Below are 21028 nucleotides of genomic sequence, written 5' to 3' on the forward strand. Positions count from 1 at the left end.
TTACCACTCAGGCAGATATACACTTAAACCATCACTTTCAGAGCTCATTCGAGTCAGCTTTGTTTCGATGACACTTCTCAGAGTAAACGCTGATTCATGACTCGCTATCTTTGTATGCATTCGCGGCCTAATAGCGGCTTTGATCTCACCAAACTCATACAACCGATATACTTCATCTGTTGTACAAGAGAGCAATGTAGAAGCATCTAAGGGGCTGAGCAGTACATCACCGATATTTCCTTTTGCGGTTGAAGGTACTGTTGCCATAAGCTGAGTAAAGTAAGCTAACACCTGTGCAAGCACGATATTGTGACTCAACTGCCGACTAGGTAACTGACGACAATCTTTAAGCAGAGCGCCAAAGGCTTCATTGAAAAACACCTTCTTCCAATCTTTTACTCGAACAAGTTCTGCCTTCTCTTTCAAGGTATCGAGGTCTTGCCATAGCGCCGTTGGCCAAGCGCTACAGTATTCAACGAATGACTCAAAACTGAGATCATCGATATCACCATAACGATTTATATACCAAAGTAAAAAGCCATAGCGCTCAGATAACATCATTTCTCCTGTTAACAATCCCAAGGGTTTTGAATCATTTCCTGACAACCATCGAGCGACCAATATCTCAGCCTCTGGGGCATCCTCTACGGGCGAATTTCGCAGTTCAAAACCACATTCACATTGGCTAATACTCTCGAGACTTTGATATTCAAGTCTCGACTTACACTCGGGGCAATGATGAACCAGTCTACAGCCATGGTGTTCACAGGCTTGGTGAGAGATAAATTGCCACTGCTGGCGAATGTAAGGGGCTTCGTCAATACACAGAGGGCAAATTGGCGTGAAGCGTTTGCGAAGAAAAGCATGAGGGTAATCAAAACCGAATCTATGTACCGCTTTGTATTGAGGAGAGAATTGAGCTTTTGAATGTGATAATGCTAGACGCAGTACACCAAAGTTGTTGAGCTTTAATTGGTTCTCAAGATGGATAAGCACTCGAACCCGCATTTGGCTTGTGGTTTGAGCGTGGTAGATATTGACTCGCTTGAGCTCTAAGGGGAAAGCACCAGCCACCGCCTCATGCTGATCCATCGTGTCGAACCAAATATCTTCGGCGAAATGAGAAAATCGCTCGTAACCTTGCTCTTGCGATAAGCGCAACAAGAAGCTTTCGAGCGATTCGTCAGGGTAAAGTTGAATGTCCGTTTTCACATGCCACCACTAAAACTTAGAATATCTAAGTTTTAGTTTCGCTGATATTCCCATTAATGCAAATTTTAACTGTAATAAGTATGAAAGCAGATCACTGTAGAGAATGAATAAAAGACGACCAAAAGTATTCTGCTGCACCTTGTTGCGTAAGTTGTTCTTCCGTGTCACTTGTTCGATAAAAATTCATCCCGCTAGCTTTTAAGTACAATGAAAAACCATCATTTTCAACACTTAGCCAATCATTCATACTGTTATCATTCTCAGAGCTTGAATAACAAATAGTATTGCGCTCAAAGTGCCCACTACCATACCAAATATTACACACGCTCTTCTGACTGCCGTTTTCATAAATATAAGCACAAAAACGTGTCGAGGTAATTTGCTTAAAACGAACTTGTATCTGCTGGTTCCGATTACCTAGTTCTTCTAAAGAGCCTTCAAAATAACGAGCTATGTAGTCAAAACTTGTTTCCAAAAAGCAATCTCTATCATGATCACTAAACTCTTGTTTTAGTCGCATATTACTCGAACGTGGTAAAGCGACGCTTTCTGACTTGATAGGAGGTTGAGGACTAATGAAGCTAGTAACACTTTTGGGGATGGGACTACTTGGAAGTTCTTCAATTGCCACTCTGATCTGTTTTGCGATAATTGTGAATGCTTCTTGTTGATTCGCAAACATGGTTACCGGCTTTCCATCTGTAGGTGTTGCCAACAGCTTTCCAAAGGGTGCATGATGCCAATCACACGGATGTAGAATGACAGGGATCACTTTCGCTTCCCCGAGTTCATGCTTTTCTAGTGCTCTAACCATTTCTTTTTCATAGCAATAATTTGAAGCCAAGAAATGAGCACTTACCAAAAGAAGAATTACATCTGAATCTTCTAAATTTTGACTAATATCTTGATCAATTTCAGAACCAACCACAATTCGGCGATCATGCCACGTAGTAATCAGTCCTTGTCTTTTAAGCATAGCAAGGTGGACTTCTAATTCATTTCGTAGCTCTTCATCAACATGACAGTACGAAAAAAATAAATTTGCCATTACCTCTCCCTCTCTACTTTAAATTAATACTGAATTTTGTTTGGAATTAGAGGCTTACGAGACCAGTGTTCATCAATAGTTTGAGTAAAATCAGCCCTGACTAATTTGGCTCGTTTCTCAAGCCAGTTCCCTTTATCCTTCCTCAAATAAATACCTTCAATTTTATTAGCACCGTAATATGACGGTTGGTCTAACATCAATTTCAAGTCTTTGAGACTAAATCTACCTTGATTCAACGGTGAAACAATGGGGATACCCACATTCACTAGAACCTCATTCCTTCTTTTAACAGAATAAAATTTGCCTGCTGATCGACTATAGAGATCAAAACCAATAAACCAATTTGGTAGCTTTTCATAACCAATTGAGTGCTCGGCATAACACCATTCACCAAAAAGTATTAGATCCTTATCAAGAGCTAGTTTAAGTTGATACTCATATTGTTTTATCCATTTCCACAAATGCTTAAACTGACCACCTACACCTTTATCTATCCAAGCCCCTCGATTTTGTGCTCTTAATTCCCCATGCTGATCAACTGAGAGGCCCACATTAGCCCCATCAACTTTCTCCTCAACAACTAGCTCTGAAGATAAAAAAGATTCCACTTCTAATGGTGACAGTAGTTTATCACCCCTAGGTTCTCGACCACCTAACCAAGCGATATGGGGAGTATGAGGAAATCGGAAAAATTCAGGTATCATTTTGCTTTCTTTTTTCCCCAGCTCTTTTTGTTCCAATCATCAATAAGCTGATGAACATTGACGCCTGCAGCCACTAATTCGGTTTCCCAATCATACCAATCGGTATCACAAGCATTAACAATCGTACATTCTGGTTGTTCTTCATTTGCTTTAATACAAGCAGCGACCATTTTTGTATCCGCGAGGTCATGAACAACTGTTTTTAAAGGCTCGTTTAAAACGGCAACTTTGGCAGTGTGAGCGGGGTTGCTATCCCACTCGATATCTACGAAGTCAACTTCATTTCTCGATATTTTGTCAAAAAACACACGCTGCCCATAGTCTTGCTCCGTCAGTTTATTTGAATATTCGTTGGGAATCTCCCAATCAGTATCAATAACCATCCGATCTGCTCCAGCCTCAAATGATGCTAACCACTCAAATACTTTTTCTGCTTCAAGGGGGTCTTCAACTGGATGCTTTTCTGAGCGAAAGGGGGATTCAGGGTGCTCTCCACTGGCTACAATAAGTACGTTAGTATCAACTACATGTCTGCTCATTGTTTCGCTCGCTCTGCTTTCATTCGTTGCATCGTTTCTTGAGCTTGCTTTCTCAATTCACCAGTAGCATCACCGAAAAAGTTTTTCGGCCATTCTTCAAGTCGCCCATATTTATCCATACTCAATATTTTCAACACCGCATCTGAATTTTTTCGTTCAACAAAATACAGTGCACACTGTTCTGGCTGCGCCTTTTGGGTTGCAACCAAAGTTTGCATACGTCTGAATAAGTGCTCGGAATGTGTCTCAACGATAAATTGAACATCACGTTCTAAGCTAACTTCCAAGAATAACTCAGCAAGTAATGACTGAGCCAGAGGATGCAAATGGATTTCAGGTTCTTCTAAGATAATCGTTGACTTTTCTGGTGCGAAATATGCTAATACAAGCACAGGAAGCACTTGCGACACACCTGTACCAACATCAATTAGATTTGCCGCTACACCATCTCGATGAACAAGTATGTTGTAGTTACCTGCACCAATATGTTTGACCTCAAGCTTATCGGCGATGCGCATTTTTTTGAGCCACTTTGATACCGCTTCAACTAGGCCATCGCTCTTTTTGCCTGATGTATTATTACTAGCTAACAATGCAAAAACGGCCTCGCTACCATCGACTCCGATGATTCCTGGGCGAGTTCTATTCCATATATACGTTCTTCTAGGCTTGCTTCTGAGAGGACCTAAATAAGAGACGGCTTCAAGATCTCTTAATACCGACAGACTGATATCTTCTACGTCACTTCCACTTGGCCCTAAATCGTAAATTGCATCTTTAGAAAATGACACACCACGCTCAGGCGAATACTCTCTACTTTTCAGGCTAGTTCGAGTCTCATTTGGCAAATAAATATTAAAAGCACCTTTGTCAGAACGTTGAGCTCTAAACCAATTCTCACTATCCTTACTAAGTTGGAGTTGATCGATTACTGGGCTTTGCTTCGAATCCTGCTTATAGTCAACTTTAAGAAAGCTACTACCCTGCTTACCATCAACATCCATTTCAATAGAAATTTTTCTGTTTTCAGGATCTTTCGTTAATAGATCGTCAAATGATCCCATGTCCACATAGTCATTTGCCTCGTCTCCCCCCAGATTTAAATGAATCGTTCTATCTGGGGATGTTGCCGTCTGTTTCATTAATAACAGGCTTTGTAAGAGGCTAGATTTCCCTGTTGAGTTTTCACCAAGTAAAAGAGTCACTGGGGCAAGGTTGACATCTCCTGACTCACGCCACGCTTTAAAATTGGTAAGTTTGATTCTCTTAAACATAAAAATATCCTTCGGGCTCTAAACAGCCTGTTCAACAATAGCATCAGTAAGGTGTAGTTGTGTTGTTTGAGACTCTTTTAAGCGAGTTTTTAGAAACTTACATTGCTCTAGTAGTATGTCGACTAACTCAACTAACCTTTTTTGCTCTTCAATACCAATCACTGGAATAAGCAAATCACGGCATTGTTCTAAAGACAGATTGTCTTGCCCAGCAGTCCCTTTCACTTCTTTTAAAACTGAGTTTAGAGTCAAGTCACAAGATAATACGTAATAAAGGTAACGGTTGAAAACGACGTCTACTGGTTTAAAAACAGCTAATGCCTGATTCATATTCCATTGTGTATATTGATCAGTAAGAATCGTCACTTTACCTAGAGGCGGTCCAACAATGTTCATTATCACATCCCCTGGGCTTGCCATAGATCGCTTTAGTTTTCCTTCATGTACACCTTGAGAAATAAAAATTGGTCTGTAATCAAAGTCCAATTGATTATCTACAATGTTATAAACTTTTAAGAAAGGTACATCTCCGATTTCTAGTAACTCTGTTTTACTTGGTGTTGTTCCCTTTGTAATGAAGTCACAAAAACATCGGGCTTTTAACATCACCCTGTTAGCACCAACTTCAGCTTTGGCGCTTTCGAGTTCAGCTTCTATAAGCTTAAACTCCTTGGCTGAAGCAGTTAACTTTTGTTGCTCTAGGATACTATCCAAATGATTTGAAACAGGTGTATCAGAATCTAAAGGCTTTGATAGCTTACCCATCACCGCCAGTTGCAAAATGGTTTGTTTTAGCTGATCAATGCTCTCTTCGGTGGTGAACAATGTATCGAAGTGCTCGCTGATTCGACCCCAGTTTTGCATTAGCTCGTCGGCATCATCAGAGTTGGTAAGTGTGTCTAACAGCGTTGTTACCAATACCTGATGGGCTTCAATGCTGGCTTCGGTTTGTTGCTCTAATTGGTCGCAGACTGTCATGAGTTCATCGACTTTGGCGACAATGCGGTGTTGCTCTTCAACTGGAGCTACAGGCACAGCTACAGATAAAACTGAGCTTGTGTTTAATTCGACTTGCTTCGTAGAGCCAGAAACTAGGGCGTTCTCATGATCTGGCTGTATTCTTGCTTGAATACCTGGTGCCATAATAAAACACCATAAAAATCGGCTATAACAATTGTTTGGTCGAATTACAGTAACGTGTGAATCAGCAACGATACTCTTTTCAGGAATATTAGTGATCACATTTGCACGACCAACAGTGCCTGTGCCTGTTGAATTCCAAAGAATATCATTGTCCTGCAAATATCTTTCATCCTGATATTTTTCAAGACTTTCATCAGTCACATAACGAGCAGGAGATAAATCAAATCCTGAGTTTTGCACACACTTTTGGGATACTACTTGTACACTTCCTGTCTCAGCATACTTGGGGCCTTTCCCTCGCTGAATATATGTCGTCAAATCTTGTAAATGAGCCCATTCCCAGCCAACTGGTAGTATGAAACTTTTTTCTTCGTCTGATATCTCTGGTAATTTTTTCGGTTTTTTTATCTTTTTATCTTTCACCAACTGTGCTTTTTCAGTCGCAATTCGCTCAAGCAACACAGAAGCAGGTTCATCCGTTGAATCTTGGGGCACCAGCTTACCTCGTACTGCCAACTCTAAGATCAGCTCACGTAGCTTCTTCACACCATAAAGCTCACGCTTTTTGCTGCTGCCACGACCAGAGGATGACTTGGTTTTAACGGTTGAAGTCCAAATGTCGATATTGTCAGTGATCAACTGATTCATGGAGGTCTGTTCTACACTCATTATTCAGCACCACCCGCAGACGAATTCAGGGCTTCACCTAGAATACCTTTAAGTTGATTACGAAGCTGTGAGATCTCTTGCTGCTGCTTTTGGTAGCTATCTAACAACTCGTTTGGATCGTGACTTACCACTTCACCTTGATATGGGTTCTTAATATCTAGGTTGAAGTTGCGCTCAATAATCTCTTCAATAGAGACTTTCCAGGCGTGCTTGTTCTCAACACGAGAAGCAAACCCGTCTTCTTCGCTGCCCCACCAGTCTTGCTCTTGCTTGAACTCTTCAAACTTCATTGGCTTGGTTTTGCTGTAGTTCTTAACGCCTTCTGGGTATGGATGTTCGTAGAACCACACCTCTTTTGTCGGCTTGCCTTTAGTGAAGAACAGAATGTTGGTTTTGATGCCTGTGTATGGGTTAAATACGCCATTAGGTAAACGCACGATGGTGTGCAGGTTACACTCTTCGGTTAGCATCTTTTTGATTTTGGTTTTAACGCCTTCACCAAACAATGTGCCATCTGGCAGTACTACGCCTGCTCGACCGTTGTTTTCATCAAGCACTTCAATAATAAGTTGTAAGAACAGATCGGCAGTTTCACGCGTCTGCATTTCGGCTGGGAAGTTCTTTTCAATGCCGTCTTCTTCTGTACCACCAAACGGAGGGTTAGTCGCAATCACATTAATGTTGCTGTCCCAACTTGAAAGCGGCTTGTTTAGCGTATTGCCGTGTTTGATTTGTACGGGTACTTCAATGCCGTGCAGCATCATATTAGTGATACAAAGTAGGTGCGGAAGCTGTTTCTTCTCTACACCGTGGATTTGCTTTTGCAGCGTTTGGTGATCAGATGCCGTTTTCACGTAATTGTTTTTAACGTGGTCGAATGAACAAGCAAGGAAACCGCCCGTACCCGTTGCAGGATCCATGATAGATTCACCAAGCTTTGGATCTAGGCGGTCAACGATAAAACGAGTCACAGCACGAGGGGTATAGAACTCACCCGCGTTACCTGCACTTTGTAGGTCTTTTAAGATCTGCTCGTAGATATCACCAAATAGGTGGCGCTCTGAAGAGTCAGTAAAGTCAATTTCGTTAAGCTTGTTGATCACTTGGCGCAGTAGCGTACCGTTTTTCATGTAGTTAAACGCATCGCTAAATGCTTCTTTAACAACAAAGCCACGCGGGTTGAGGTCAACCGGTGCCGTTAGGTTTTTCAGTTTGTAGAACAAGTCGTCGTTTACGAACTCAAGCAGCGCTTCACCGGTAATGCCTTCGGCATCTTGAGCCCAATTACGCCACAGATATTGTTCTGGGATTGGTGATTTGTAGTCGTCCAGTTCGAGCTCTAACTCTTCTTCTTGAGCGTCAAATACTTTAAGGAAGAGTAACCAAGACATTTGACCAAGGCGCTGTGCATCACCGTCGACACCCGCATCTTTACGCATGATGTCTTGAATAGATTTAATTACTGAACTGATAGACATATTTTTCTTACTTTTCGTATTCTAAAATTAGGCGGTATTATATCAGGTATAAGGACCTGATTAGTGCCGTAAAAAGCAATAAAGGCCAGCATTTCGCGACCTTTATTATTGTTTGGTTAGTTGCTAAGCAGATTTGTAGATTGCGTCTTCTAGCTCTTTCACAGCAGCAAGGTACTTAGGTTTTCCACCAAAACCTTTTTTAACGATTTCACTCATGCTGCCTAATTCGTTGAAGGGTGCTACTTTCAACACTGTAATATTTTCAACCTCGCTAACACCGCTGTCAGCGTATTTATCTAAAAGTCTATCTAACACTTGTTGCGCGGTTTCACCGTACTTAGTGAAGTAGTTACGCTTTTTCACGTTCTCCGCTCGCTCTTTTCGAGTCAATGGCGGTTGGTCATATACAACGTGACAAATCATATCAAATGGGTCCATGTCTTTGCCCACTTCGTCTTCTAGCGCTTCCCATAGAATACCGGCTTCTGCTAGCTCATCGATAATGGCTTGCTTGCGGTCAGATTCGTTCCAACGTTTGGTGAAGTCATCTAATGAAGAGAACTGCTTCACCATAGTTTTACGGGTGTAGTCTTTAAATGACTCGGTTACAAGCTTACCGTCTGAATCATAATATTGAACACGTTCAGCAAGGGCTTTTACTGGAACGCCATTCACATGGAATTTTCGAACTCGATTCTCATCATCCCAATCGTCTGCACCGCCTGTACTTTCAGGGGAGTTACCAAAACCATCACCATAGGTGGTCTCTGGTTCTTGAATTGAATCGGGGTCAATGTCTTCATCACCGAATGGGTTGTCAACATCGATATCATCAACGCCGTCGATGATGTCATCTAAGTCGTCTTGATCTTCAAACTGCTCAGGAGTCGTGACCTTCACACGTTCTGGTGTTCCGTCGAAACGTTCGTCAGCGAACAATTCGGTCGCTTTTTTAAAATCTAAGATAGTGAACCAAAGCTTGCCATAGCGATCATCAATACGAGTACCGCGACCAATGATCTGCTTAAACTTGGTCATTGATTGAATACCTTGATCAAGCACCACTAGCTTACAGGTTTTTGCATCAACACCCGTCGTCATTAGCTCCGATGTAGTCGCTATCACAGGGTACTTCTTTTTGGGGTTAATGAAGTTATCTAGCTGAGCTTTACCGAACTCATCATCACCCGTAATCTTCATTACGTATTTATCGTTCTTCTTAACCTGTTCAGGATTCAGGTTTACTAACGCACGACGCATACGCTCTGCATGATCGATATCGTTACAGAATACGATGGTTTTGGCCATTGGGTCAGTGCGTGTTAGATAATTGGTAATGGTTTGTGCGACAAGTTCGGTTCGCTCATCAATGACCATAGTGCGATCAAAATCTTTTTGGTTGTAGATTCGGTCCTCAATTACTTCGCCATTTTTATCGGTTTGCCCTTTGGTGGGTCGCCAACCTTGAACATCCACATCAATATCGACACGAACGACCTTATATGGAGCTAAGAATCCATCCTCAATACCTTCTTTAAGAGAATAGGTATAAACCGGATCGCCAAAGTACTCGATGTTAGAAACTTCATCTGTCTCTTTTGGTGTAGCCGTTAAACCGACTTGAGTCGCGCTGCTAAAGTATTCAAGAATTTCACGCCAAGCGCTGTCTTCTGAAGCACTACCACGGTGGCACTCATCAATAATGATTAAGTCAAAGAAGTTAGGGTCTACTTGCTTGTAGGCTTTCTGTTCTTCTTCTGACCCAGTAAGTGCTTGATAAAGGGCTAGATGAACTTCAAAAGCAGGATCGACTTTACGGCCTGTAATCTTGGTCATTGCCGTACCAAAAGGCTGAAAATCATTCGTTTTGGTTTGATCGACAAGAATATTTCGGTCAGCTAAGAACAGAATCCGTTTCTTAGCCTTTGCTTTCCAGAGGCGCCAAATTATCTGGAATGCCGTGTAGGTTTTACCCGTACCTGTCGCCATGACTAACAAGATTCGGTCTTGACCTGATGCTACCGCTTCAACCGTTTTGTTAATCGCTTGAAGTTGGTAATAACGAGGTGACTTACCACTACCATCATCGTAATAGTCTTGTGTAATAATTGGTAAGTGCTCTTCTTTATAACCTTTCCAAACACAGTATTTATGCCAAAGCTCTTCAGGTGACGGGAAATCCTCTAGACGAATTTCAGATTCTAATTGAGCGGGATTAGTTAAATCTCTGAAGATGAAGCCATCACCATTCGAAGCAAAAACGAATGGCACCTCTAACAACCCTGCGTAGACCATACCTTGTTGCATGCCTTTACCAACTTCGTGTTTATTGGCTTTTGCCTCAATCACTGCGAGCGGCATACTAGGTTTATGATAAAGAACGATATCGGCTGATTTTACTTTCTGACGGGCAGCAGCTTGGCCACGAACAATCACCTTACCGTCTCGCAATTTCACTTCTTGGCGAATTTGGGTCATATCATCCCAACCAGAACCTTTAATGGCAGGTAAGATGAACTTGGTGATGATGTCTGTTTCAGAAAGCTTAGACTTGGAGAACTTTTCGACCATACGACTTTGATTCCATACTGAATTGCGATGGATTATATAACAAAGTTCATATGATTGAAGAATAAGAACGCAACAATAGTGTGGTTAACAAGTAATTCGATCACAAATTGCAGACTTGGGAGGTTAAACATAATCAAAGGCTGCTATCACCCGTTCTCGAAAAGCCCCAAGCTTTATGCGTTCTGATTCTTCAATCGCTAAAAAATCTCTATTCGCTTTTTCTATAAAAGTATCTGTAGCCCACTCAATTTGTAGAAAATCATTTGTTCGTGGTTCAGAGGTAATGCACTTCTCTTCAAAAGAGGAGTTTACGCAAGTTGGAATTTCTGACCTTTCAATTTCAAGAAACGTACAAGATTCTGGAATATCTTCTTCTACACGCTCTGCGAACTTGACCAAACTTTCTTCAGCGAAGGTATACAACCATGCTTCTTGGTTGGGTGAATCATTAACTCTCAATATCCTTCCAAGGACTTGCCTAAAGTAAAGTTCCGTTTTGACCGAACTCATATGGCAGCAAACCTGCAACCGAGGGATATCCGTGCCTTCACTGATCATTCCAACACTGACTATCCACTGAACATTCGAGTGACGAAAAGACTCAATTTCATTTAACGGATTATCATGATGATAAGTCACGATGCATGCTGATTGATGAAAGCGCTCAATCAGTCGCTTTTGAATATGTTTAGCGTGCTTGATAGAAGCAGCGACGACTAAACCACCTGCATTTGGGGACTCTTGCCTTATTTGGGCTAGCTTTTGGCAACCACTATTCAATATGTAGTTCATAGCGTCTTCATTGTGAATGACGCTTTGATAAGAAACATCGGATTCTTTAAGGCATTCCAAAATGGAAGCAAAATGCTGATTACTATTACCAGTCTGGATACTCAAATGCTCGTTGTCTATCAAGGCAATTTTAGGTTGGCGACATACCCCATCAACAACTGCCTGTTGCAAGCCATATTGATAATCACAAATGAGCATACCATCAGGGTCGGAATACTCGGCCATAACTATCGGTAACCGATCAGAGCGCCAAGGAGTACCCGACAGCGCTAATGTGTAACGGGCAAAACCTTGGATCTTACTGACAATTTCTAACCCCCATGAATTTGACCTACCCTCATCATCAAACGAGCAATGGTGGATCTCATCAAATACGACTAGTACCCGATATTTACTGACGGTGTTCCAGAAGTTTTCACCTAAAAAACGGATGGATTGATAGGTATAAGACCCACCTAAAGAGCCCAGGCCTCCATTAAAGGAACATTCCAGTTTCCATGAAAAGGTCTTTTTCATCCCTTCAGCGACCGAAAGTGATGGTGAGAAACAGAGAACTAAGTCAATCATACCTTCTTGAAAAAGACGCTTAGCAACCTCTGCTGCCATAACGGTTTTACCAGCACCAGGAGTGGCTTGACAGAAAAAATGTGGGCGTCGATTTGATGAAAACTTATTGATAGCCAGCTCTACGCACTCAGCTTGCCATGTTCTTAACATTGGGAAGCCTTGCTTTGGGCTACTTGCATCCAGTTGGTTAGTGCATTGATTTTGCCCAATAGCTTAGCTGATCGCTCTCTCGCTGCATTGAATAACGGTTCCATATCATGCTTGTTGTTTGGAAAACGCGTTAACAAAGATTGGTATTCCTCAATCTCGCCCAGAGTAATCGCTAACTCACCTTCATGTTGTTTTTTCTCTTGTTCTAGTGCATTTAGAGAGAACTCCGGAGTTTGAACAGTTATTGAATCAACTTTAGCTTTCTTATTTCTAGCTGCTCGAGGCTCAATTGTAAGCGCTTTAAATTCATTAGTTTGATGGTAACGCTTGCCTCTGCGAGTCCCAATGACAGAAAGCCAGCCTTTCTCCTCAAGTGATAGAAGTTGCTTATAAACATACTTTCGAGCTTCGTCACTGCTCGTAAAGGTTGAAGTACTATTTAACAAAGCATCCCTAGCTTCTATAACAGAGAAATCATCCATCCCTTTTTCAATCAATAGGTTAAACATATCAGGGTTAATTCTGGTTACTTTCTTCATTTGACTCTTGCACGCAATAAAAACTTAGGATTGCTAAGTATACAAAAATCAGTAAAACTTAGACAATCTAAGTTATCTAAAGGTTGAAAAGAAATGTGTAAGTGCAGAAAGACAACCCCATCCCAGCGAGGCTCAAAGCTGCGCGTAAAAAAGCCAAGATCACCCAAAAAGATTTAGGGGTGAAAATCGGCATGGAACCAAGTTCTGCTAGTGGGCGAATGAACCATTATGAGAAAGGTAGACACGTACCAGATATTGGTACACTCGAACGTATGGCTGAAGAGTTAGATGTTCCCTTGAACTATTTTTTCTGTAGGAACGAATTGAGTGCTGAACTGGCGTGTGCCATTGATAAGATGAGTGATGAAGAGAAGGCGGTGTTGCTAGAAAAACTGACACCATCTAGTTAACTCTGAGTAAGGTGCTTCACTAACCAATAAGTTGCTGTATCGATAGTTTGCTAAAAACCTGCTTTACAAAACGAAGTTCACCAGTCTCGGCATCAGTTACATAATTTTCATAAGAAGCTATTTGCTCTATGGTTAGAGCATCTATCTGCACAGTGAAAGGATTTATATCATTCGGATCGTTAATTTTCTCGTAAACAGCAGCAAAGTCTTCCTCACCAATATAGTCCTTATTTTTCGCCAAAGCGACGTCTAGTGCGGCTGCAATTAACTCTTTAATTTCACCAAGTATACCTTTGCTTGCTGATAACAGTCTCATTGCGAAATCGACGTCGGTCAACGGCACCTTGAATGGTAAAGGCACCGTCTTTTCCAGAGCTTGTAAAACATCTAAATAGTTATCAATTGCGGACTCATCTGTGATCTTAATGTAAGGGAGTGTGCGTCGAACCATAATTCGCCTGTTCCACTGAGAGTCCTCTAAAATTAGTCCGGCACTATGAAGTCCTACAAACACTATCGGCAAATGACACTCATCACTAATCATTTTGAGGCGATCTCTAATATCCTGCCTCTGGTTATGACTGGTTCGTTCAAACAACTCTTGACACTCCTCAATCACTAATAACTTAAGCCCAACTCTTTTCGATGTCTCAATCACACAATCCGTTAATCCAATCTCTGAAGGCTTAGCTCTGCTATTTCTGTAAGCGCCAAGCTCTTTGGCCATCCATAGTAAAGTCTCAAGTAACGAGGGTCTTACACGAGTAATAAGGACTTCATTCCTTGATAAGTTTTTCTCGATAAAGTGATTAATAGTGGCGGTTTTACCTGCACCGGTGCCTGCTGTCAGAAGCATCGATGGCGCAAAAGTGCCAAACTTCCTGCGTTTAATTATCCATTCGAGTCCAGAGAGAACTTTTTCAACCTCTGGGTAAATTGAAAATGAGTCATGATAGTTTGCTAAAACTTCGTCTCTATTTAAATTCCTTCTCGCTGCTGTCACAACTATTTCCTTAGATTTCTGCGCTCGTCCCATTTAGCTCTGAAGCTCTCTAGCGGTGTTCTATCCGAGCTTTTTTCTGACTCTGCGACCTTTTTGTTTGGTTTAGCTGTTCTGTCACTTAGTTTGGAATGAGGGGTGTCGCTATTAACACTCGATATTTCTGCAACTTTCTTGGTAGATTTCGCCTTTCGTTTTCGCTCAGTTTGAGTTAACTGCATTAAGTCTGCTTGTTCTGATTCGATTCGGTCATGCAGTGCAAGTCGAGCTTTTGCTAATGACAGCACATCCATTTCCCCCTTTATATAGGTTCTATGAGCCGCCAAAATCTTTTCATGTTCGCAAACGCTCAATCTGACGGTGTAACCCATTGGGTCCTTACTCGGAACCTTCACGTACCCTTGAAGTTCATCGAGGTAAACATAAATAGCGGATAAATCATCTGGATCTACTTTTATTTTCTTTTTTGAAGACTCGTTTGTTTGGGGGTATGTTTTTCGATAATCAGACAGCGCCACACAGTCATATTCTAAGTGCATGAACTTAATGCCTTTATCTGTCAGTTTTCTATACTGAAGAATCCCCATAACTACCCTAAATGCTTGCTCTTGCTCGGGTAAGAGTTTTAGTGGTGATAAAGCGTCATAGCTTTGTTTCCAATAAAGGTTTGGTATTCTTTTATAACGACTATCAGCATTAGCATTGTGCACGTCTACTATCCAACGGTGAAACTCCTCTACAAAGGTACTAAAGCGCATAACTGCATCTTTTTCTGGCTTATAGTCTTCTTTTTCCAGCACGTTGGAGAATGTTTTACCCGGCACCCAACCGACAATCCCTTGAACAATTTCACCAAACTTACGCTCAACAAATGGCTTTAACCATGGTTTCCGAACCTTGTTATAAACGACATTTATCCCGACCTCCAAACATGCATCCTCCCAGCTTTTTGACCAAAACTCCGCGCCGTTATCGACTACCAAGTTCTCGATTTTCCCTTCGCAAAGCCACTCATTGTTGAATGAAATAGGCATTTCAGAAATGTAGCTCTTACTTTTTGTCGCATGAATAACGGCTCTCGATGCCGACACATAACTAGGAGCCTTAAAAGCCAAGATGAAAGCCTATTATGCACCCACTAAAAACATCCACGAGTAGTGTCAAATGCGCTCTACCTAATGGGACCATTAGATCATCATGCAATAAAATTAAATCCAACGGGGTGTGATCCATTTCGACTCGCTCCAAAATTCGAGTCGGCATTTCTACAGATTGGTAATAGTTAAAGAGCTTATCTGCGTAGTATTTACCATGGCGAGCTAGCGCGACGCTGTATGGCTCTTCTTTACGAATACGCTTCTTAAATGCTTCATATGAGACTTTCGGGATTCTTCCGGCGACAATGGCCTCATTAGCTACGGTTATCCTATCGCAGTAGAAGGCGTGTGCTGCGCGAATCGACTGTCGCCTTGCGTCTAAAAACATCTTCAGGGCTTCATCATAATATTTTTCATCACCAACAACTCTGGCATCTCTGTTACCTTTGAGGTGGTTTTTATCGACTAAGCTAGTAAAACTTCCATCCGAGTCGACAAACGAATTATGCCAACGTTGCAGTGATTTATAGCTTGGTTTTTTGGTAAGGCGTGTTTTGTCGAAGTGTTTTTCAATTAGAGGAGTAAGGTTTTTAGAGGTCCAACCTCCATTAAGTTCATTCGCAACTAAGCACAACAATTTGTACCTTTCTAGAGCTTTGTTCTTCTGTTCCTCTGGATAAGAAGAGAGGTCTCGCTCAATGATTTGTGTTGACTGTAATCTCGAGTACTTTAGACGTTCTGTCTGAGCTGCGGGCAAAAACTCATGCTTTAGATCAGAATCTTCGTCGTACTCAGGCTCAAACTCGTCATGGAATCGGCCTACCATTTCATCTCACCGAAACAGTTGTACTTTCACTCAACTGAGCGATGTCTAAATCAACATCAGCTTTTCCTACTGCAATAAGTCTTAAAACAGAAGCGAACACCCGACCAACAGACTCTCCGATTGAGTCTGCTAGATCACTAATTTTCATAGTGTTCTGTGCGATCAGATAGGAATATACTTTTATTGCAAGCTCATCGCCTGCGATACACCCACTATAGCGGTGCACAAGCTCAGTATTCTTGAGAAAGTACCCATCTCTAATTTGCTTGTCAGTCACTAAAACAAGACTAACCCCTCTTCGGTTGGCGGCCTCTTTACGAGCAGAAAATTCTTGTTTAAATGTTTTTGATAATGTCTTCTTGTGTGGCTTAACTTCGATATATTCGAAGGTGCCGTCGTGGTAGGTAACTAGAAAATCGGGTGTGTAAGGGCGCTTCTTTCCATTGAAGTCATAGTAGAAACCCTCTGGCTGAGATTCGTACCGAACTACATCTGGATCATACTCGAAATGATAGCAACAGTCTTTCTCCAAACTACCCTCACACATAACAGCGTCTCGGTTTTTTAGACTCGAGAACTTAAAGATGTTCTTATTAGGTGACGGTTTGCGAAGATTACGGATATACATATGCGTCCCTTTTGTTGTAAAAAAACAACCAAAGTAAGCTTAGGACACTTTATGGATTTTAAAAGGACAGATTATGGTTTTATTGGGACAGGTTATCGTTTTAACGACACTTTCAAAGGGTGGGACCCCAGCCACATCCCGGCACACAAGTCACACGCTGCGGCTGCTTCCTTCCGGACCTGACCGAGTTCACGAGCTATTGTTGCGAGAGGACCAGAGCCCCATAATTCTTTTCGAGAGGTCTTGCCTCAATCGATGGGGCGATTATTCAGTATCAGCTCTCATAATGCAAGAGCAAAAACCTTGAATTTCATCATTTCATTACCGTTTGGACAAAACTCGATCAATTCATTCCTTTATGATGAAACCGTACAGTCACGATAAGAGGAGTCGTGCCGTGAGGACTGCTTACTCATGTACATGTCTTCATCAGCCAAATGCATCGCTTGCTCTAAGCTCATGTGCCGTTCCCTTTTTGCAGAGAAACCAATAGAGATACTTATAGACTCCAAATCACTACATAATTTGCCTTTCACGTCTATTCTACTGAGCTCTCTCATTGCTCTAGTTAACTCGGCTTGCGTAGGATAACCCAGCAATATGAACTCATCCCCTCCAATTCGATAACATCTTCCCGACCAGACATAATGAATTTTTAGCGCCAGTAGTTGTAAAACTTCGTCCCCAGCGCGATGCCCATAAGTGTCATTGATTCGTTTGAAATGATTAATGTCTAAGTAAAGTATGGATAGATCTTTGTTTACTCCTTTTCGATACTTTACTTGCAACGCACGACGATTCCTTAACCCTGTTAAGTTGTCAGTGTTCGATTGACGGTAAAGATAAAGCGAAACACAAATAGCAAACAATAATACAAAGATAAACACAGCTTGTGTTTGCGTCGCTAATCGAATCTCATATTCAAGTGCGGTACGCCAATCTGGACGTACATCGTACTGAGCAATGATCTTATCAACTTCTAACATCGCTATCGCTCGACTGAAGAAAGGCGCAAGCATGGCTCCTTTTTCATTCGCGACCAATCCAACAGAGAGTTGTGACTCATAAAACTCGCCAATAGCGGTATCCTGCTCTATCGGAACCAATTCACTGAGACGTAAAAAATGATTGAGCATCGCCGTATCCATCGGAATGTAATCGACTTCTTCATTTAGTAGCCCCTGAATGAGCTCTTGTTGGGTACGATAACGTTTGAGTTCTTTTAGCGGTAACAGTTGCGTCATCATTTGATCGAAAAAGTCATCCTTAACTACGCCAATCCGCTCAGATATCAACTGTGAAACATGAGAGTATGTGCTCGGTTTGTAACCTAAACGCTTGACCATCACCGATGCTGGCGCGTAATGGGGCTTTGGAAAGTAGCTAAATGCGCGCCGCTCACGGCTGACCGTTAACGGCGCCAAAATTTCGAAATTACCTTGGATAAACTCATGGTACATAGAACCCCAGCTTTCACCAGGCTCACTAATGATCAAGCAGTTTAAAGCCAAGATCTCACAGCTTCTCAGGACTACATCAGCCGTCATCCCTTCGACACTACCATCTGCGTTGTATACAACATATGGAAAGATAGATTCGAGCTTAATCCGTATTGGTTCATTAAAATCAAGGGGCAATAAACGAATAGAATCACGCAACGCTGCTCGCCTTAATTCAAATTGATACTGGGAAATTTCTTCGCGAAGCTGCTTTTGCACCGCTTCCCCGTGAATAAACGTAGCGAACGTGTCCAACTCCTCAAGATGATGATCTTTTTTACTGATGATGGATACGGGCTTTATCGAAATCTGATCATTGAGCATCTTGGCGTCAAACCCCTCCATCAGCATCGGCTTGAGCTGGTTAATGGCATCGACAACGCCGTCCACAGCACCTGAACGTAGCAGTGTTACTGCTTGTTCATGACCTTGATAAGAGATCTGTTCTAGACCAGGGTAGTGTTGTTTAAGTAATTGGGCATAAACTGTATCTTTGGGGACGCCAACACGCGAAATATCACTCAACGTCGAATCTTTTAAGCCAAAGAGGTAGGTATATTCGATATTTGTTGGGCGGGAATAACTAAAACGTTGAGCACGTTCTTGTGTGTAAGTGATATTCGCAGCAAAGTCCGCTTCCCCATTCGCTACTGAATTTAGAATGGCATCAAAGCTGGAGTAGTTCACGTATTGAACGGTAAAGCCAAACTCCTTTGAAGCAGCATTGAAAAGAACACGAGTGACGACATCATCCGCTTCAGTCGCGACTTTATAATGAGCAATTAAAGGGGCTTCGGCTTTTACATTCAAACTCAAGAGGCAACATGCAAAAAGCAACAGTGTTCGAGCAAAAGTTGTCATGACAAACTTATCTTAAATCAACCACTTATATTGTGGTTATTATTATTGGAAGTGTAGTAAATATGAAATGAAGAACATATACTAATCTCCATTTTGTTCCACAACCAATTCGATACTCTGCCGCACATGTCACTTTTTACCTGACTAAAAACTCATAATTCAGCCTGTTCATCGCTACTACGTAAAATATAGTCAGTCATCCAAGCCGTCCCTAACAAACAGATCCAAACCACGAAAACAGGGTTTGGCACATCCGTGGTCGGGCTGACGACTAAAGCGGCAAAACCCACAGTCGGCAATGTCCAACATAATAATTTGCTCCAACGAATGGTATGTTGAAGCTTCGCAAGTGCTTCCATTGACGCTAACATTCCCGTCAAACTTAACGCCATAAGAACGGCGTACGGTAGGCCTGCAATCCACAATGGGAGCAACAAAAACAACGGCCACCAGCTGTGTTTATTGGATGGCGTCCAATGCGCAGCCGACCACCACATCGCCATAACCGCAATGGTTTGAACCACTGTAACCCAAGCAGAACCATCCAGCTTACCGCCTTGCTGTGTGACCATAAGACCAACTTGCAGTGTAAGTACAATAAGACCAGCGGTGAGCAACACACCTAAAGAGCTTCTACGAGAAAATACCACCATTAAAAGTGGGAAAAGGATCAAAACACCAACCGACAAAGCAATTGGCTGCATTGAGAGTGTCGCACCAAAAGCCATCATCGCGCCCAGTAATACTAAGCCAGCGAACCCACCTTGTGGCAGAACCCACAGCGCGGGGATCATAAGTGCAAGAACGGGAATGTCACCCTCGCTCAAACTCATCGCCCGAACGCAGACAACAGCGAGTAAGGTCGTAACGAAAAATTGAAGTGTCGATAAAATCATAGCGCCTCCTGGCTTCCCCACCTACTTGGTAACTCAACGGCAAAAACTGGGATTGAAAGTCGTTGAGAGGGTCTAGATTCAAGCTTAGCTTGCGTTTGCTTCATGCTGTTTAAGGCTCATCAACCAACGACACTAAAGAACAGAAAATGTAATTCTTCAAAGTGAGTCGCTGACAACACAAGGGTTAAGAACCGTTAGCAATATACAAGTCCAATGGTTTACCATTCCTTAGTAATCCAAAATAGACACTTTTGAGTATGGACCAATTTTTAGCGCAAATCTTTGCTGTAATTCACCAAATTCCAAAAGGAAAAGTCTCCACCTATGGGGAAATTGCAAAAATGGCCGGTTATCCGGGCTATGCGAGACATGTTGGTAAAGCACTGGGTAACCTACCAGAAGACAGCAAACTCCCCTGGTTTAGAGTGGTAAATAGCCAAGGAAAAATATCTTTAAAAGGCAGAGACTTAGAGCGACAAAAAAAGAAATTAGAAGCAGAAGGGATTGAAGTCTCGGAAGTTGGCAAAACTTCACTTAAAAAATACAAATGGCAGCCTTAAGCTGCCATTTTTTGTTCTCAGTACGTCGTATTAACGTGTTCCAACTAGACGAATATCTAATTGGTGAGTTTGTGCTTCATCTGTAATAACACCGTTATGTGTGTCGCTGATAAAACGCAGCTTTCCATCTACCTCAATGCGAGCACGAACGCTGTAACGATGGTTTGGTTTGATTTCATTGCTGTCGTAACTCAACTCAAAAGAAAGAGGAACTTGCTTACCTTCTGTTTCGAATGTCTGTTTCGCCAACACTTTTGCTGGCGCATCCGCCAAGGACACATCTTCTAACGCAATAGTAACCACTGCGTTTGGTGGCAAGGCAATCCGCTCGCGATAAGCCACTGTACCTGTAATCGTCTTCATTGACGCCTCTGTAGATTCCATTTCTGTATTTTGAGAAGTTTGGCAACCCACTAACGCAGCCCCAAAGAGTAGAGAAGTAACAAGTAGTAGTGTTTTTTTCATATATTCCTCGAAAAGAGCATTAAACCGAAGCAATTATAGGTGTGGAATATAAAACTGTCTGCTTCCTGTCATTTTATTTGACAATAGTTTGACTGAGTTA

General features: G+C 42.0%; 19 protein-coding genes and 1 other RNA gene. 2 read left to right on the plus strand and 18 right to left on the minus strand.

Translation table 11 applies throughout. The annotated features are described in order from the left end of the window. The 10 genes from J4N43_RS10840 to J4N43_RS10885 form a co-directional block, all read right to left on the minus strand. The gene (locus J4N43_RS10840; RefSeq protein WP_169644461.1) at positions 1 to 1212 is read right to left on the minus strand and encodes a TniQ family protein; all 1212 of its coding nucleotides are present in this window, start codon (positions 1210 to 1212) and stop codon (positions 1 to 3) included. A 91-nt stretch (positions 1213 to 1303) separates the two neighbouring features. After that, a complete protein-coding gene (locus tag J4N43_RS10845; RefSeq protein WP_169644460.1) occupies positions 1304 to 2260 on the minus strand; it encodes a toll/interleukin-1 receptor domain-containing protein in 957 nt (318 codons plus the stop codon). A 23-nt stretch (positions 2261 to 2283) separates the two neighbouring features. Then, complete coding sequence (locus J4N43_RS10850; protein WP_252044901.1) at positions 2284 to 3000, minus strand: RNA ligase family protein; 717 nt, start codon at positions 2998 to 3000, stop codon at positions 2284 to 2286. Continuing rightward, positions 2961 to 3503 carry a hypothetical protein gene (locus tag J4N43_RS10855; RefSeq protein WP_169644459.1) on the minus strand — a complete coding sequence of 181 codons (543 nt, stop codon included), beginning with the start codon at positions 3501 to 3503 and terminating at the stop codon, positions 2961 to 2963. Before J4N43_RS10855 ends, J4N43_RS10850 begins: the two co-directional genes overlap by 40 nt. Next, on the minus strand, positions 3500 to 4777 hold the full coding sequence (locus J4N43_RS10860; RefSeq protein ID WP_169644458.1) for a DUF3696 domain-containing protein: 1278 nt from the start codon (positions 4775 to 4777) through the stop codon (positions 3500 to 3502). Before J4N43_RS10860 ends, J4N43_RS10855 begins: the two co-directional genes overlap by 4 nt. Before the next feature lie 18 nt (positions 4778 to 4795). After that, positions 4796 to 6589, minus strand: coding sequence for a restriction endonuclease subunit S (locus tag J4N43_RS10865; protein ID WP_169644457.1), 1794 nt, complete (start codon positions 6587 to 6589; stop codon positions 4796 to 4798). Beyond that, a complete protein-coding gene (locus J4N43_RS10870) occupies positions 6589 to 8067 on the minus strand; it encodes an N-6 DNA methylase (RefSeq protein ID WP_169644455.1) in 1479 nt (492 codons plus the stop codon). The genes J4N43_RS10865 and J4N43_RS10870 overlap by 1 nt, the downstream gene beginning before the upstream one ends. A 123-nt stretch (positions 8068 to 8190) precedes the next feature. Beyond that, complete coding sequence (gene hsdR / locus J4N43_RS10875; protein ID WP_169644454.1) at positions 8191 to 10638, minus strand: EcoAI/FtnUII family type I restriction enzme subunit R; 2448 nt, start codon at positions 10636 to 10638, stop codon at positions 8191 to 8193. A 123-nt stretch (positions 10639 to 10761) separates the two neighbouring features. Next, on the minus strand, positions 10762 to 12147 hold the full coding sequence (locus tag J4N43_RS10880) for a DEAD/DEAH box helicase (protein WP_169644453.1): 1386 nt from the start codon (positions 12145 to 12147) through the stop codon (positions 10762 to 10764). Then, positions 12141 to 12686, minus strand: a complete 546-nt coding sequence (locus tag J4N43_RS10885; RefSeq protein ID WP_049535808.1) for a VspR family transcription factor — start codon at positions 12684 to 12686, stop codon at positions 12141 to 12143. The genes J4N43_RS10880 and J4N43_RS10885 overlap by 7 nt, the downstream gene beginning before the upstream one ends. A 101-nt stretch (positions 12687 to 12787) precedes the next feature. Here J4N43_RS10885 and J4N43_RS10890 point away from each other — a divergent pair, with 101 nt between their 5' ends. Continuing rightward, positions 12788 to 13096 (plus strand): helix-turn-helix domain-containing protein, encoded by a 309-nt coding sequence (locus tag J4N43_RS10890; protein WP_045419487.1) that lies wholly within the window; start codon positions 12788 to 12790, stop codon positions 13094 to 13096. A 19-nt stretch (positions 13097 to 13115) separates the two neighbouring features. Here the strand turns inward: J4N43_RS10890 and J4N43_RS10895 are convergent, their stop codons facing one another. The 7 genes from J4N43_RS10895 to J4N43_RS10925 form a co-directional block, all read right to left on the minus strand. Next, complete coding sequence (locus J4N43_RS10895) at positions 13116 to 14099, minus strand: TniB family NTP-binding protein (protein WP_038875871.1); 984 nt, start codon at positions 14097 to 14099, stop codon at positions 13116 to 13118. Between the two features lie 2 nt (positions 14100 to 14101). Further along, positions 14102 to 15211: a TnsB C-terminal domain-containing protein gene (locus tag J4N43_RS10900; protein WP_252094113.1), complete on the minus strand. Its 1110-nt coding sequence runs from the start codon at positions 15209 to 15211 to the stop codon at positions 14102 to 14104. Further along, positions 15201 to 16019: a TnsB C-terminal domain-containing protein gene (locus J4N43_RS10905; RefSeq protein ID WP_252094114.1), complete on the minus strand. Its 819-nt coding sequence runs from the start codon at positions 16017 to 16019 to the stop codon at positions 15201 to 15203. The genes J4N43_RS10900 and J4N43_RS10905 overlap by 11 nt, the downstream gene beginning before the upstream one ends. Position 16020: 1 nt before the next feature. Further along, complete coding sequence (locus J4N43_RS10910; protein WP_169644450.1) at positions 16021 to 16647, minus strand: TnsA endonuclease N-terminal domain-containing protein; 627 nt, start codon at positions 16645 to 16647, stop codon at positions 16021 to 16023. 122 nt (positions 16648 to 16769) lie between these two features. Continuing rightward, an RNA gene (gene ffs / locus J4N43_RS10915) (signal recognition particle sRNA small type) lies at positions 16770 to 16866 on the minus strand. Positions 16867 to 17003: 137 nt separating this feature from the next. Next, positions 17004 to 19007 (minus strand): GGDEF domain-containing protein, encoded by a 2004-nt coding sequence (locus J4N43_RS10920; RefSeq protein ID WP_151514634.1) that lies wholly within the window; start codon positions 19005 to 19007, stop codon positions 17004 to 17006. A 152-nt stretch (positions 19008 to 19159) separates the two neighbouring features. Beyond that, positions 19160 to 19903, minus strand: coding sequence for a VP0952 family biofilm-associated protein (locus J4N43_RS10925; RefSeq protein WP_005389942.1), 744 nt, complete (start codon positions 19901 to 19903; stop codon positions 19160 to 19162). 257 nt (positions 19904 to 20160) lie between these two features. Between J4N43_RS10925 and J4N43_RS10930 the strand changes: the two genes are divergently transcribed. Then, positions 20161 to 20463, plus strand: a complete 303-nt coding sequence (locus tag J4N43_RS10930) for a DNA base-flipping protein (RefSeq protein WP_033905036.1) — start codon at positions 20161 to 20163, stop codon at positions 20461 to 20463. Positions 20464 to 20493: 30 nt separating this feature from the next. On the opposite strand, the gene J4N43_RS10935 is transcribed toward J4N43_RS10930, so the two are convergent. After that, positions 20494 to 20928 carry a YbaY family lipoprotein gene (locus tag J4N43_RS10935; protein WP_005378572.1) on the minus strand — a complete coding sequence of 145 codons (435 nt, stop codon included), beginning with the start codon at positions 20926 to 20928 and terminating at the stop codon, positions 20494 to 20496. Positions 20929 to 21028: the final 100 nt, after the last annotated feature.

The sequence above is a fragment of the Vibrio sp. SCSIO 43009 genome, assembly GCF_023716525.1.
Classification (GTDB): Bacteria; Pseudomonadota; Gammaproteobacteria; order Enterobacterales; family Vibrionaceae; genus Vibrio; species Vibrio alginolyticus.

What these genes read in the sequence shown, in the direction of transcription:
- J4N43_RS10845 (WP_169644460.1), bottom strand. Translation starts at nt 2,260, where the DNA reads ATGGCAAATTTATTTTTTTCGTACTGTCATGTTGATGAAGAGCTACGA.
- J4N43_RS10855 (WP_169644459.1), bottom strand. Translation starts at nt 3,503, where the DNA reads ATGAGCAGACATGTAGTTGATACTAACGTACTTATTGTAGCCAGTGGA.
- J4N43_RS10860 (WP_169644458.1), bottom strand. Translation starts at nt 4,777, where the DNA reads ATGTTTAAGAGAATCAAACTTACCAATTTTAAAGCGTGGCGTGAGTCA.
- J4N43_RS10865 (WP_169644457.1), bottom strand. Translation starts at nt 6,589, where the DNA reads ATGAGTGTAGAACAGACCTCCATGAATCAGTTGATCACTGACAATATC.
- J4N43_RS10870 (WP_169644455.1), bottom strand. Translation starts at nt 8,067, where the DNA reads ATGTCTATCAGTTCAGTAATTAAATCTATTCAAGACATCATGCGTAAA.
- hsdR (WP_169644454.1), bottom strand. Translation starts at nt 10,638, where the DNA reads ATGGTCGAAAAGTTCTCCAAGTCTAAGCTTTCTGAAACAGACATCATC.
- J4N43_RS10880 (WP_169644453.1), bottom strand. Translation starts at nt 12,147, where the DNA reads ATGTTAAGAACATGGCAAGCTGAGTGCGTAGAGCTGGCTATCAATAAG.
- J4N43_RS10885 (WP_049535808.1), bottom strand. Translation starts at nt 12,686, where the DNA reads ATGAAGAAAGTAACCAGAATTAACCCTGATATGTTTAACCTATTGATT.
- J4N43_RS10905 (WP_252094114.1), bottom strand. Translation starts at nt 16,019, where the DNA reads ATGGTAGGCCGATTCCATGACGAGTTTGAGCCTGAGTACGACGAAGAT.
- J4N43_RS10910 (WP_169644450.1), bottom strand. Translation starts at nt 16,647, where the DNA reads ATGTATATCCGTAATCTTCGCAAACCGTCACCTAATAAGAACATCTTT.
- J4N43_RS10920 (WP_151514634.1), bottom strand. Translation starts at nt 19,007, where the DNA reads ATGACAACTTTTGCTCGAACACTGTTGCTTTTTGCATGTTGCCTCTTG.
- J4N43_RS10925 (WP_005389942.1), bottom strand. Translation starts at nt 19,903, where the DNA reads ATGATTTTATCGACACTTCAATTTTTCGTTACGACCTTACTCGCTGTT.
- J4N43_RS10930 (WP_033905036.1), top strand. Translation starts at nt 20,161, where the DNA reads ATGGACCAATTTTTAGCGCAAATCTTTGCTGTAATTCACCAAATTCCA.
- J4N43_RS10935 (WP_005378572.1), bottom strand. Translation starts at nt 20,928, where the DNA reads ATGAAAAAAACACTACTACTTGTTACTTCTCTACTCTTTGGGGCTGCG.